This is a genomic window from Sphingobium scionense, from assembly GCF_014197035.1.
Lineage (GTDB): Bacteria > Pseudomonadota > Alphaproteobacteria > Sphingomonadales > Sphingomonadaceae > Sphingobium > Sphingobium scionense.
The window spans coordinates 50,007-62,997 of sequence record NZ_JACIEU010000006.1; the positions used below are offsets into that span (position 1 = coordinate 50,007).

The 12,991-nt window shown below is 67.1% G+C and carries 14 protein-coding genes and 1 riboswitch; of the genes, 10 read left to right on the top strand and 4 right to left on the bottom strand.

Features of this window, described 5'->3' with window-relative positions; all coding sequences use genetic code 11:
* Positions 1 to 21 precede the first annotated feature (21 nt).
* Positions 22 to 396, bottom strand: a complete 375-nt coding sequence (locus tag GGQ90_RS08160) for a hypothetical protein (protein WP_223178156.1) — start codon at positions 394 to 396, stop codon at positions 22 to 24.
* Here GGQ90_RS08160 and GGQ90_RS28970 point away from each other — a divergent pair.
* The 3 genes from GGQ90_RS28970 to GGQ90_RS08170 all read left to right on the top strand — a co-directional run bounded on the left by GGQ90_RS28970 (position 383) and on the right by GGQ90_RS08170 (position 3,716).
* Positions 383 to 646 (top strand): hypothetical protein, encoded by a 264-nt coding sequence (locus GGQ90_RS28970; RefSeq protein ID WP_223178157.1) that lies wholly within the window; start codon positions 383 to 385, stop codon positions 644 to 646. The two genes, GGQ90_RS08160 and GGQ90_RS28970, sit on opposite strands and share 14 nt — an antisense overlap.
* Before the next feature lie 242 nt (positions 647 to 888).
* Positions 889 to 3,222, top strand: a complete 2,334-nt coding sequence (locus GGQ90_RS08165; protein WP_188081679.1) for a patatin-like protein — start codon at positions 889 to 891, stop codon at positions 3,220 to 3,222.
* The gene (locus tag GGQ90_RS08170) at positions 3,219 to 3,716 is read left to right on the top strand and encodes a hypothetical protein (RefSeq protein ID WP_188081680.1); all 498 of its coding nucleotides are present in this window, start codon (positions 3,219 to 3,221) and stop codon (positions 3,714 to 3,716) included. The genes GGQ90_RS08165 and GGQ90_RS08170 overlap by 4 nt, the downstream gene beginning before the upstream one ends.
* 6 nt (positions 3,717 to 3,722) lie before the next feature.
* On the opposite strand, the gene GGQ90_RS29660 is transcribed toward GGQ90_RS08170, so the two are convergent.
* From GGQ90_RS29660 to GGQ90_RS08185, 3 genes are all read right to left on the bottom strand, one after another.
* Positions 3,723 to 4,772, bottom strand: coding sequence for a hypothetical protein (locus GGQ90_RS29660; RefSeq protein ID WP_188081681.1), 1,050 nt, complete (start codon positions 4,770 to 4,772; stop codon positions 3,723 to 3,725).
* Between the two features lie 237 nt (positions 4,773 to 5,009).
* A complete protein-coding gene (locus GGQ90_RS08180) occupies positions 5,010 to 6,056 on the bottom strand; it encodes a beta-eliminating lyase-related protein (RefSeq protein WP_188081682.1) in 1,047 nt (348 codons plus the stop codon).
* A 57-nt stretch (positions 6,057 to 6,113) separates the two neighbouring features.
* Positions 6,114 to 6,223: riboswitch (SAM-I-IV-variant riboswitch) on the bottom strand.
* A gap of 35 nt (positions 6,224 to 6,258) precedes the next feature.
* Entirely contained in the window at positions 6,259 to 6,549 is a 291-nt protein-coding gene (locus GGQ90_RS08185; RefSeq protein ID WP_188081683.1) for a 4a-hydroxytetrahydrobiopterin dehydratase, read from the bottom strand.
* A 40-nt stretch (positions 6,550 to 6,589) separates the two neighbouring features.
* Between GGQ90_RS08185 and GGQ90_RS08190 the strand changes: the two genes are divergently transcribed.
* The 7 genes from GGQ90_RS08190 to GGQ90_RS08220 all read left to right on the top strand — a co-directional run bounded on the left by GGQ90_RS08190 (position 6,590) and on the right by GGQ90_RS08220 (position 12,851).
* Positions 6,590 to 6,997 carry a metallopeptidase family protein gene (locus tag GGQ90_RS08190; RefSeq protein ID WP_188081684.1) on the top strand — a complete coding sequence of 136 codons (408 nt, stop codon included), beginning with the start codon at positions 6,590 to 6,592 and terminating at the stop codon, positions 6,995 to 6,997.
* Positions 6,994 to 7,611: a heme ABC exporter ATP-binding protein CcmA gene (gene ccmA, locus GGQ90_RS08195; protein WP_188081685.1), complete on the top strand. Its 618-nt coding sequence runs from the start codon at positions 6,994 to 6,996 to the stop codon at positions 7,609 to 7,611. Before GGQ90_RS08190 ends, ccmA begins: the two co-directional genes overlap by 4 nt.
* Positions 7,602 to 8,249, top strand: coding sequence for a heme exporter protein CcmB (locus tag GGQ90_RS08200; protein ID WP_010336308.1), 648 nt, complete (start codon positions 7,602 to 7,604; stop codon positions 8,247 to 8,249). The genes ccmA and GGQ90_RS08200 overlap by 10 nt, the downstream gene beginning before the upstream one ends.
* A 107-nt stretch (positions 8,250 to 8,356) precedes the next feature.
* Positions 8,357 to 9,391, top strand: a complete 1,035-nt coding sequence (locus tag GGQ90_RS08205) for a patatin-like phospholipase family protein (RefSeq protein WP_188081686.1) — start codon at positions 8,357 to 8,359, stop codon at positions 9,389 to 9,391.
* Positions 9,384 to 10,856 carry a GntP family permease gene (locus GGQ90_RS08210; RefSeq protein WP_188081687.1) on the top strand — a complete coding sequence of 491 codons (1,473 nt, stop codon included), beginning with the start codon at positions 9,384 to 9,386 and terminating at the stop codon, positions 10,854 to 10,856. The genes GGQ90_RS08205 and GGQ90_RS08210 overlap by 8 nt, the downstream gene beginning before the upstream one ends.
* A gap of 45 nt (positions 10,857 to 10,901) precedes the next feature.
* Positions 10,902 to 11,804 carry a DMT family transporter gene (locus tag GGQ90_RS08215; RefSeq protein ID WP_188081893.1) on the top strand — a complete coding sequence of 301 codons (903 nt, stop codon included), beginning with the start codon at positions 10,902 to 10,904 and terminating at the stop codon, positions 11,802 to 11,804.
* Between the two features lie 72 nt (positions 11,805 to 11,876).
* Entirely contained in the window at positions 11,877 to 12,851 is a 975-nt protein-coding gene (locus tag GGQ90_RS08220; RefSeq protein ID WP_188081688.1) for a cupin-like domain-containing protein, read from the top strand.
* Positions 12,852 to 12,991: the final 140 nt, after the last annotated feature.

Below are 12,991 nucleotides of genomic sequence, written 5' to 3' on the forward strand. Positions count from 1 at the left end.
GGAGGCGACCAAAAGCTGAAACTAAGACCTCTGACCAAACATTCTTGTGAGCGGGAGTTGCGATACCATCATGCCAATTGCGCCGGGCATTACTAATGCCTGCACGATGCCGAACAGCGGCATCGTTTGTGCTTCGTCGGTCGCTGCTGCAGCTATGAGAACTCCTCCCCACAAGGCGATCGTCGAATAAACTCCGGTCTCACCTTCTATCCATTCATCTCCCAAAACCGCATGGAAACGAGGCCGGTCCAACAAGCCGCCGGCAATCCAAGCGATGAACGCGATGAAGATAGCTATCACACTTAATATCGCCAGCGGACGATATTGGGCGGATGCAGCCGTTACGACAATAAGAACCGGGTTTAAAATCCAGAAGGTCGGGTTGCGTATAAACATCACTGTTGATTGCCATAAAGCTTTTATCAATTCTAGATTGGGCGATCAGCAGGTCGCGCACCGTGCCGCCGCCCACGCCTGTCAGCAGGGCGAAAAGGCGAAGGTCACCAATGTCTGGCGCCTTTCTGATTTGGGTTTGAGAGCAGCCATTCCACAAACCACCCAACTCCGTCATCCCAGCGAAGGCTGGGATCTCACCTCCTTCTGGGTTCTGAGAAGAACAGAGAGATGCCAGCCTTCGCTGGCATGACGGGATAAGGACCTGTCCGCAACCCACCAATTTTCGTCATTCCCACGGAGGCGGGAACCCATCTCCTGACCTCGCATGTCGCACTGGGCTGGGGAAATGGATCCCCGCTTGCGCGGGGATGACGGCAGAAAACAGGCCGTAGCTTAGCCACCCTCCCCGCCATCCCCCCTTCTCGCTTTCGGACAAGGGGTGGGACATTCCGCCTCTCGACAAGGCGGCCTGGCTTTGCGATCCCTATCCCCATGAGGGAGAAGGAATTACGCCTCGCGCTCGTCTGTTATGGCGGGATCAGCCTGGCCGTCTACATGCACGGCATCACCAAGGAAATCTGGCACCTGACGCGGGCGAGCCGGGCCTTTCATGACGGGGTGGCGCCGCAGGGGGCGAGCGAGGCGGTCTATCATCGGCTGCTTGCCGATATCGAGGCAGCGAGCGGCACGCGGCTGCGCATCCTGCCCGACATCATCGCCGGCGCCAGCGCGGGCGGCATCAACGGCATCTTCCTGGCCCAGGCGATCGAGACCGGCCAGTCACTGGAGCCGCTGACTGCGCTGTGGCTCGACAATGCCGATGTCGACGAACTGCTTGATCCCGATGCCCGCCCCGCCCGCGCGCTGACCAAATTCTGGGCGACGCCGCTGGTATGGATGGCCGCGCGCCGCCCCGGCGACGCGGTCGAGCGCACGGTGGCGCCCGACACGCGCGAGGAGGTGCGGATGAAATTGTCGCGCTTCATCCGCTCGCGCTGGTTCGAGCCGCCCTTTGGCGGGGCGATATTCTCGACCATGCTGCTCGACGCCTTCGACGCGATGGCGGCGACCCCGGCCGGCCCGTCGCTGCTGCCCGACGGCCATCCACTCGACCTGTTCGTCACCGTCACAGATTTCGACGGCCATGTGCAAAGCCTGAGCCTCAACAGCCCGCCCCAGGTGATCGAGACCGAGCATCGGCTGTCGATCGGCTTCCGCGGTCGGGGCGGCAGCGTCAGCGGCTTTGCCGATCCGGCCGAACTGGTCTTTGCCGCGCGCGCCACTGCCAGTTTCCCCGGCGCCTTTCCGCCCTTCACCGTGCGCGAGCTGGACCGGGTATTGAAGCGCCGCCACCGCGCCTGGCCCGGCCGCGACGCCTTCCTGGCGCGCGTGCTGCCGCGCCGGGCGGCACGGGGCGAGGCGGAGGACGCGGTGCTGATCGACGGATCGGTGCTGGCCAACGCCCCCTTTGCCCAGGCGATCGGCGCGCTCAAGAACCGGCCGTCGCGGCGCGAGGTCGACCGCCGCTTCGTCTATATCGATCCCAAGCCCGGCCACCGGTCGATCCACCTCAACCGCGAGGGCGAGGAGGAAGCAGCGCCGACCGGCGAGAATGCCCCCCTGCCCGGCTTTTTCCGCACCATCTTCGGCGCGCTGTCGGACATTCCTCGCGAACAGCCGATCCGCGACAATCTGGAGGCGATCGACCGCCATTCCGCCCGCATCCGCCGCATGGGCCGGATCATCCAGGCGCTGCGCCCCGGTATCGAGGCGGAGGTGGAGGGGGCGATCGGCCGCATGCTGTTCCTCGACCGGCCGACGCCGGCGCGCTTGTCGGCCTGGCGCGGCAAGGCGCAGCAGCGCGCCGCCGCATCGGCCGGATTCGCCTTCCCTGCCTATGCCCATCTCAAGCTGTCGGGCATCGTCGAGGATCTGGCCGCGCGCCTGTTCCAGCTGAGCGGCGAGGATGCGCCGATGATGCGCGAAGCCTATCGCCAGGCGATCTGGAAGCAGGTCCGCGCGATTGGTGCCGACCAGTTGACCGAGGATGCCGGCTCCGCCGCCGCGCCCGTCCTGTTCTTCCGCACCCATGACCTGGCCTTCCGCATCCGCCGCCTGCGCTTCCTGGCGCGGCGACTGGCCGAGACGCTGGAGCTGGAGGCCGATGCCGACAGCGAGGCGGTGCAGGCGATGCACGACGCCATCTATCGCGCGCTCGCCCTCTATACCGAATGCGATGGCAATGATTTCTACAATGACCATGTCCGCGCCGCCGCGGCACAGGTGCCGACCGACGCCGGTGCGGCGCTGGAGGCGATGGCCCAGGCGCGCGGCCTGCGCGCCCGTGACGAGGCGGCCGACATGCTGCTGGCCGAAGCGCTCGCCAACCTGCCCAAGGCCGGGCGCCGCACCATGTTGCTGGCCTATCTCGGCTTCCCCTTCTCCGACATCGCGACCTTACCGTTGCTTCAGGGTGACGCTGTCGATGAATATGATCCGATCAAGGTCGACCGGATTTCGCCCGAAGATTGCACCGCAATCCGCACGGGCGGTGCGAACGCTACGCTAAAAGGCATAGAATTCAATAACTTTGGTGCCTTTTTCAGCCGGGTCTACCGGGAGAATGACTATCTGTGGGGCAGGCTCCATGGGGTGGAGCGACTGCTGGATATCGTAATTTCCGCAATTCCTGCCCCAACCCGTCTTCCCGAAGGCGCGTTGCGCAACTATAGGCGGGCGGCGTTTCTGGCGATCCTCGACGAGGAAGAGTCGCGCTTGCCGCATGTTGCGGATCTGATCGCCGGACTGCGGGAGGAAATCGGGTGAAGGGGCGTTTGAAGCTGTTTCCGATGATGCTGGCGCTGGTGCTCGTCACCGGCTGCAAGGGCTCGTCCGACGACAGCGCAGAAGCCGCCCCGGTCAGCGCGCCGCAGCAGGTGGCCGTTGCCGTCGTCCAGCCCGATGCGCCGCCGCCCGCTCCCCCCGCCGTCCTGCCCTCGCGCCCGGCGCCGATCGTCACCGTCGGCCCGCCCGGCCCGACCAATTCGCTCGACCTGCCGCCCTCCGGCAATGCGGCCCAGCCCGCCCCCTTCCCGCGCGAAGTCACCGCCTTCATGGTCGACCGCGACAGCTGCGACCATTTCCGCGGCGAGGAACCCTATGATGCGGAACGGCGCGCCTATATCGAGGAAAGCGTCGCCGAACTCTGCTCAGGCACCGACGTCAAACTCGCTCTGCTACGCAAGCGCTATGAAAAGTTGCCGGACGTCATCAGCGCACTGAGCAGCTATGACGCGCGGATCGAGGGCGAGGAACCCTGAGCGACATCAGGGTGAGGGTGGCGCCTGTAGCATATCCAGCCCGCCAATCCTGACAGCGAAGACACGGCCCCGAGCGCCGGGCTGGGCGTCAGGCCCGACTTGGCCACGCGGCCCCGTCGCGCCGACATCGCCCGGATGCGCGCCGCCACATGTCCCCGGCTGAGATCCGCGTGATCCCCGCGCACCACCCTGGCCACCCGGCCCCGCAGCCCCGCCGCGCCCGCCAGCCCCGCCGCCGGTCAGGATGTCTCCTGCGGTGAAGAGGTCGGTGACCGCTGCCGGACCGATGACATAGACCGCGCCCCCGTCGCCGCCATTGGCACCGGCGCCGCCATTGCCCCCGGGACCGCCGCGCCCGCCGTCTCCGCCATTGCCTGCCCCGCGACTGCAAATTCCCATATTCGCCCTGCCATCCCGTCCATCGCCGCCATGCCCGCCGACTCCGCCAGTGCCGCCCGCACCACCGGGGCCACCCGGCACACCACGAAAATCGATGTTCATGCGCACCTGATTGAGTGGGCTGCCCGTGGCTGTCGCCTCCAGCCCGCCGGCCACGATATAGAGATCGGGCACCCGCGCCGTCGCGCCCTCTCCGCCATTGGTGCCGCGCCCGCCCGGCCGTCCCGGCTCACCGTCAGAGCCACGGCGGCCGCCACGGGCACCGCGCGTACCGGCCTGTCCCGCCTGGCCCTTCGGCCCGGCCAGCAGCGCGGTATTCCGCCTGATGCCCAGCAAGGACTGTGGATCCTCGATCCGCATCCGCTTGGCGAACAGCAGCACCCAGGGATGCTGGCCAGTAAACTCGATCGTGCCATCAGGCTTGAAGATCAGTTCGTCGACCGCCAGCGTCTGGCCCGGCACCTTCTCAACGCCGCGTATCTGCAGGATTTCCGACACCGAATAGGCTCGGCCGATCGCAGCGCGCACCTCCGCCGGCAGCGCCGCCAGATCGGCAGTCTCGATCGCCGCCCGCGCCTCGGCCATCGGTGCAGCCTCCTGCGCCTGCCCCGACAGCGGCGCCATGGCGCCCAGCATCAACCATCCGATCCTCTTCATGACAGCCTCCGTCCACGCACCGGCCCCTGTGCCGGTGGCGCGATGAAGGCCCGGATCAGCGCCTCTTTTCAATCGGCTGGACCAGGCAAGATCATCCGCTTTGGAGCATCCTCAACGGATCATCCCGCCATTCGACCGCGTCGCACCATGACATTTCGATATCGCAACAAGGGCATGGACGGACGCGCACCGTCGCCAGCCCCCCATGACCTTGCGCCTATTCGGATCAGCTTGTCGTCAGGCGGCAATCGCCAGACAGGCTTCCCGGATGTCGCGGGCCAGTTCGTCGACCCGCTCCACCTGCGCATCCCAGGCGAACATGAATCGCGCGCCGCCGCCGATGAAGGTGTAGAAGCGCCAGCCACGCGCGCGCAGCGCGTCCAGCACCGGCGCGGGGGCCGACAGGAACAGGGCATTGGCCTCCACCGGGAAGATCGGGTTGACATCGGGCAGGTCGGCGATCGCCGCCGCCAGCCGGCGCGCGCAATCATTGCCGTGGCGGGCGTTGCGCAGCCAAGCGCCGCTTTCCAGCAGGCCGATCCAGGGCGCCGACAGGAAACGCATCTTCGACGCCAGCTGCCCCGCCTGCTTGCAGCGATAGTCGAAATCCTGCGCCAGCGCGCGATCGAAGAAGATCACCGCCTCGCCCACGGCCATGCCATTCTTGGTGCCGCCAAAGCAGAGCACATCGACTCCCGCCTTCCAGCTGATCTCCGCCGGGTCGCAGCCCAGGCTGGCGCAGGCATGGGCAAAGCGCGCGCCGTCCATGTGCAGTTTCAGGCCCAGTTCGCGGCACACGGCGGAAATCGCGCGCACTTCATCGACCGTGTAGACAAGGCCGGTCTCGGTCGGCTGGGTGATGGTGACGACGCGCGGCTTGGGGAAATGGATGTCGGACCGGCTGGTCGCCAGTTGCCGGATCGCTTCGGGCGTCAGCTTGCCATCGGCCGAGGGCGCGGCCAGCAGCTTCGACCCGTTGGAGAAGAATTCGGGCGCGCCGCATTCATCGGTTTCGACATGGGCGGCCGCCGAACAGATCACGCTATGATAGGATTGGCACAACGCCGCGAGCGCCAGCGAATTGGCGGCGGTGCCGTTGAAGACGAAGAAGACCTCCGCATCGCCGCCGAACAGGGTGCGAAAATTGTCCGCCGCGCGCTGCGTCCATTCATCCTCGCCATAGGCCGTCGCCGATCCGCTGTTCGCCGCGAGCATCGCATCGAGCGCCTCGGGGCAGGCCCCGGCATAATTGTCGCTGGCAAATTGCTGTGTGGAAATGGGCACGTCATGCTTCCGTCTGCTGGTGTGTGACCAAGCATCGGATCAACGTCGTCGTGGCTGCATGTCCCGTTTACTTGCCGGTCCGGCCACATCCCCCTCTTGGCAAGGGGCACCACCTTGCTCGGGGAGCAGGTTGGTGTCGGACGTTGGCCCGACTCTTGATGTTGCCGGGGCGATTATCGGCCAGGCGATGCCGCGTCAAGCGTCAGCGCAGCAGCGCCTCTATCCCCTTCGCCAGATCGATGTCGCGTTGCGACAGGCCGCCGGCATCATGGGTGGTGAGCGTGATTTCGACGCGATTATAGACGTTCGACCATTCGGGATGATGGTCGGCCTTTTCCGCCAGCAAAGCCACCCGCGTCATGAAGCCGAAGGCGGCGATAAAGTCGGGAAAGGTGAAGCTGCGCGCGATCCCGTCCGGTTCGGCGACCGTCGTCCATTCGGGCAAATCCGCCAGCGCGATCGCGCGTTCCGTTTCGTTCAGTCTGGCAAGCATTTCTCTATCCTGCGTTATTTCTTTCGCCTATGTGACAGCCATGCCTGACACTGGTCAATCGTTCCGCTTCGCCCCTACCCCTCAGGAAATCGAGATACTCGCGCTGGAGGCCCTGAGCCGCCTGCCCGAGCCCTTCCGCTCCTATCTCTCCAATGTCGTGATGCTGGTCGAGGATTTCGCCGACGCCGATATCCTGAAAGAGATGGAGATCGACGATCCGTTCGGCCTGACCGGCCTCTATAGCGGGCGCCCCTTCGGGCAGGAGGCGCAGACCGGCGACCTGCCGCCGACCGTGCATCTTTTCCGCCGCCCGCTGCTCGACGAATGGGTCGAAACCGGCGTGCCGCTCGAAGCGCTCATCACCCATGTCGTGGTGCATGAGATCGGCCATCATTTCGGCCTGTCGGACATCGACATGCATGTGCTGGAGGATATGGTCGCCCCATGAGCGGCGCGGCGCTGCGCCTGTCGGGCCTTGCCTGTCTGCGCGGCGGACGCCTGCTCTTTGCCGGCGTCGACCTGGTGCTGGCGGCCGGCGGCAGCGCGCTGCTGCACGGGCCGAACGGCATCGGCAAGTCCAGCCTGCTGCGCCAATGTGCCGGATTGCTGCCCATTTATGCCGGGACCATCGACCGCCAGGGCAGCGTCGCGCTGGCCGACGAGCGGCTGGCGCTCGACATGGAATTGCCGCTCCACCGCGCACTCGGCTTCTGGGCACGGCTCGACCGGGTGGATGAGGCCGCGCTCGACCGCGCACTCCACGCCATGGCACTCGCCCCCTTGCGCGACGTGCCCGTGCGCATGCTGTCCACCGGCCAGCGCAAGCGCGCCATGCTCGCCCGCGTGATCGCCAGCGGCGCGGATATCTGGCTACTCGACGAGCCGGCCAACGGCCTGGACGACGCGTCGGTCGCGCTGCTCGGCGCCGCGGTGGCAGATCATCTGGCGGTCGGCGGCATCGTCGTCGCCGCCTCGCACCAGCCTTTGCTGCTGACCGATCCGGTGCGGATCGCCATGGCCGCCCATGTGCCGGACCCGGCGCAGGAGGCGTCATGCGATTGATCGCCCTGCTCGTCGCCCGCGACCTGGGACAGGCCTGGCGCTCGGCCGGGCTGTGGCTGCCGGTCGCCTTCCTGCTGCTGGTCGCCAGCCTCTACCCCTTTGCCGTCGGCCCCGACGCCGCCCTGCTCGCCCGCACCGGCGGCGGCATGCTGTGGATCGCGGCGCTGCTCGCCAGCCTGCTGCCGGTCGATCGGCTGGTCGCGCCGGATCGCGATGCCGGCATCCTGGACCAGATCGCGCTGCGCGGCATCAGCGAGGAGATGGTGGTGATCGCCCGGCTGATCGCCCATTGGCTGGGTTTCGGCCCGCCGCTGATGATCGCCGCCCTGCCCGCCGCCGCGCTGCTGAAGCTGGACGGCGCCACGATCCTGACGCTGGAGGCCGGGCTGTTGATCGGCACGCCCGCGCTTGCCGCGCTTGGCCTGCTGGTGGCGACCCTGACCGCCGGGCTGCGCTCGTCGGGCGCTCTGGCGGGCCTGCTCGCCCTGCCGCTGGCGGTGCCGCTGCTGATCTTTGGCGCGGGCACACTGGGCGACGGCAGCGGCGCGGCATTCAAATTCCTCGGCGCCGCCTCCCTGCTGCTGGTCGCGATCACGCCGATCGCGGGCGGAGCGGCGATCCGCGCCGGCCGGGAATGAGGTTTGTGCAACGCGCAAGGCGTTGACATTGGCGGGCCGCAATGGTCCCATGCTGCATCGCAACAAACTCCGACAGCGGGCCATGCCCGCCAAGCGCGAGGTGCCCGATGCCCGATCCGACTGCCGAGCCCGAAAGCCGCCTGATCGACCTGGCGCTGCAGGGCGGCGGCGCCCATGGCGCCTTCACCTGGGGCGTGCTCGACCGCCTGCTGGAAGAACCCTGGCTGCGGATCGACGGCATATCGGGCACGTCGGCCGGGGCGATGAATGCCGCCGTGCTGGCCAGCGGCTATGCCCATGGCGGCGCCCAGGGTGCCCGCCGCGCCCTCACCCGTTTCTGGAGCAAGGTGTCGGACGGGGCGATGTTCAGCCCCTTCCGCCGCAGCCCGCTCGACATCCTGCTCGGCCGCTGGACGCTCGACTTTTCGCCGCTCTATGTCGGCATGGACCTGATGGCGCGGCTCTGCTCGCCCTATGATCTCAATCCGGGCGGCTTCAATCCGCTGACCGACATCCTGAACGAATGCGTCGATTTCGACCATCTCGCCGCCAGCCCGATCCGCCTGTTCATCACCGCGACCAGCGTGCGCACCGGCCAGGCCCGCGTGTTCCGCAATGGGGAGATCACGCCCGATGTGCTGATTGCCTCGGCCTGCCTGCCGACCATGTTCCACGCAGTCGAGATCGATGGCGAGGCCTATTGGGACGGCGGCTATTCGGGCAATCCGACGCTGACGCCGCTGGTGCGCGACTGCGATTCGGACGACACCATCCTGATCCAGGTGAACCCGGTCGAGCGCGCCACCGACCTCTACGCCGCGCGCGACATTGCCAGCCGATTGAACGAGATTTCCTTCAACGCCGTGCTGCTGCAGGAAATCCGGATGATGGCGCTGCTGCGCCAAGTCGCCGATCCCGGCCATGGCGAGGGCGCAAAATGGGCCAAGATGCGCATCCACCGCATCGCCAGCACCGACATGCTGCAATTCGGCCATTCGTCCAAGCTGAATGCCGAATGGGCGTTCCTGTGGAAACTCAAGAAGATCGGGCGCAAGGCGGCGGATGATTTCCTGAAACAGCATGGCCAGGCGATCGGCCGGCAATCGACGCTCGATATCGACGCGCTGCTCGCCCATGTCTGACATGCTGTCTGACGCGGTCAGCTTCCTCGGCATCCTGGTCGCGCTCGGCGCGCTGATCGCCATGGCCTATCGCGGCTGGAGCGTGCTGTTCCTCGCCCCGGCGCTGGCGATGATCGCCGCCAGCTTTTCGGGCTATCCGATGCTGGCGAGCTGGACCCAGATCTTCATGGTCGCGGCCGCCGGCTTCCTCGCCCAATTTTTCCCGCTGTTCCTGCTCGGCGCGATCTTCGCCAAGCTGATGAACGACAGCGGATCAGTGCGTAGCATCGCCGATGCCATGATCGGCTGGCTGGGATCCGGTCGCGCGATCATGGCGGTGGTGCTGGCCGGCGCGATCCTGACCTATGGCGGAGTCAGCCTGTTCGTCGCCTTCTTCGTGCTGGTGCCGATGGCGCAGGCGCTGTTCCGCGCCGGCAATATCCCCCGGCGGCTGGTGCCAGCGACCATCATCCTGGGCACATCGACCTTCACCATGACCGCCCTGCCGGGCACGCCGGCAATCCAGAATGTCATTCCCATGCCGTTCTTCGGCACCTCCATCTATGCCGCGCCGGGCCTGGGCCTGATCGCGGCAATCATCATGCTGGCCGTGGGGCTGGGCTGGTTGCTGCGGGCACAGGCTGCGGCCGCCCTCCGGCAGGAGGGCTATGACCCCAGCCTCTCTCCCGCCGCGCCGGTCGACAGCGCGCGGATGCGCGAGCATACGACCACCGCCTCCACTTTCGACCCCGCCGAAATGGACAAGGGTGCGCCCACCGACGACTGCCCTTCGCTCGGCATCGCCTTCCTGCCGATCGGGGTGATGATCGGCTGCAACCTCATCCTTTCGCTCTGGCTGTTCCCGACCTGGGACGCGCCCTTCCTGGCAGAGCCTTTATGGGGCAGCACCAGCCTGGGCGCGGTTGCGGGCATATGGTCGGTGACGGCGGCCCTGATGATCGCGACGCTCGCCATCATCCTGTGCAACCGGGGGCGTCTCGTCAGTCTGCGCGACAGCATCGATTCGGGCGCCAATGCCGCCGTGCTGCCGATCATCAGCGTGGCGAGCCTGGTCGGCTTCGGCGCGGTGATCGCCGCGCTGCCCGCCTTCCACATGATCCGCGACTGGGTGCTGGGCATGGGCGGCGGGCCGCTGGTGTCGCTGGCGGTGGCGACCAACCTGCTCGCCGCGCTCACCGGATCGGCCTCGGGCGGGCTGACCATCGCGCTGGAGGCGCTGGGGCCGACCTATATGGACATCGCGGCGCAGACCGGTACCGATCCCGCCATCATGCATCGGGTGGCGGTGATCGGGTCCGGCACGCTCGACATCTTGCCGCATAATGGCGCGATCGTGACCCTGCTGGCGCTCAGCGGCGTCACCCACCGCGAATCCTATCTGGATATCGCCATGGCCGGCATCGTCAGTTCGCTCGCCGCGCTGGTCGCCGTCATCCTGATCGGGTCGATGGCCGGCAGCTTCTGACCCCTTCGTCCCTTGGCCGGGTCGACAGGCGCCTGCGCATCGGCCATGGGCTGCGCCATGTTCGGCATCATCGCATCTATATTGTTCGTCCTGATCTGGTCCACTGGCTTCATCGTCGCCCGCGCAATGGTGCCCCATGGCGCGCCGGAGCTGATCCTGGCCGCACGCCTGTGCCTGACCGCGCTGTTGCTGGGTGCGCTGGCGCTGCATGGGCGCCAGCCCTGGCCGCGCGGCCGGCGCCTGTGGCTGCATCTGGCGGCGGGCGCGATGCTGCACGGCTTTTACCTGACGCTCAGTTGGTGGGCGGTCGGCCATGGCATGCCGGCCGGCATCATGTCGCTGCTGGGCGCGACCCAGCCGCTGATGGTGGCGGTCGCCAGCGTCGCGATCCTGGGCGAGCGGTTGCCGGCGCGTGCCTGGAGCGGCCTTGCCATCGCCATCCTGGGCGTCCTCTGCGTGCTGATGCCGGCGATCGCCAAGTCGGGTGCGGGCGCGATCACGCTCATTCCCGCGATCGGCGGCATCGTCGCGGTAGTGGCGATGACCGGCGGCACGCTGATCCAGCGCGGCACGATCGGCGGCGATCCGATCTGGGTGTCGGGCGCGGTGCAGAATGCCGGCGGCGCGCTGGTGGCGATCACCGCCACCCTGATCGTGGGCGAATGGCGCTGGGATAATAGCCCGATGCTGTGGATTGGCCTTGGCTGGTCGGTGCTGGGCCTGTCGGCGGCCGGCCTGTCGCTGCTGGTCTGGCTGGTCCGGACCCAGGGGCCGACGCGCATGTCGATGCTCCTCCTGCTGGTGCCGCCGCTCGCCGCGGTCGAAGCCTGGCTGCTGTTCGGCGAGAAGCTCGGCCCGGTGCAGATCGCCGGTTTCGCGCTGGCGCTGGGCGGCGTGCTGCTGGGCCGGTCCCAACCGAAACGGACCGAGATGATCGAGCCGGCCTAAGCTGCCACCGCGCCGTCACGGGATCGTCACATCCTGCAACATGACGGTCATGATCGCGCGCTAGGGCGGGTCATGAGCAAATCCGGCCGCACCTCGCCGCTTCCCTCGATCCTGTCGCAGACGGCGGACATGCAGATGCAGATGACCTTGCGCCAGGTCGGCTTCGGCGCGGCGTCCGCCAATGCCATGCCCTATGTGCCGCCCAAGTCGGCGCCCGCGCCCCGCGACGACAGCGCGCTGGCGCTCAAGCGGCGCGACTGGCTGCTCCATGTCATGGAACAGCAGCGTGCCCTGTCCCCCTATGCCTCCGGCCTGCTGACCGCCGACGCGCTGTCGGGCGAGGATTTCCTCCATAATTTCTACGCGCCCGGCCGCCCGGCCCTGATCAAGGGCGCGATGGAGGGCTGGCCCGCCCGCGAAAAATGGACGCCGGACTATCTGGCCGATGCCATTGGCGACGCACAGATCGAATATCAGGGCGGCCGCACCCAAGCCACCGACTATGAACTGGCCAAGGACCGGCACAAGCGCCGTGCCCCCTTCCGCCAGTTCATCGCCCTGGTGCGCGATGGCGGCAATGACGCCTATCTCACCGCCTATAACAGCGCAGCCAATGGCCCGGCCCTCGCGCCGCTGCAGGCCGACCTTGGCCATCCCGACGCTTATCTGGCGCCGACGCCGGGCATGTTGTGGATCGGCGGCGCTGGCGCCTTCACCCCGCTGCATTTCGACCTCACCAACAATCTGCTGGCGCAGGTGACCGGCACCAAGCATGTCATCCTGGTGCCGCCGTCACAGACCGGCCGGCTGGCGCATAACCGCCATGTTTTCAGCGATGTCAGCGACCTGACCGATCCGGCGCGGCTCGCCCTCTATCCCCGCGCCCGCGACCTGCTGCGCTACGAAGTGCGCCTGACGCCGGGCGACCTGCTCTTCATCCCGATCGGTTGGTGGCATCAGGTCCGGTCGGAAAGCTTCTCGACCATGCTGACCTACACCCATTTCCACTGGCCCAATGCAGGCCATGAAAATTATCCCGCCGGCTAGAGCCTTGTTTGGAGAATGTGCTGCCGCACATTCTGCCGCACCGGCCCGCTCCCCCACCCGGCCACCCAGCGGCAGTATTCTATGGGTGGCCGGGTGAGGGAGCGGGCTGGCACCGTCTCAAAAATGCGCTCTTCCGCGCA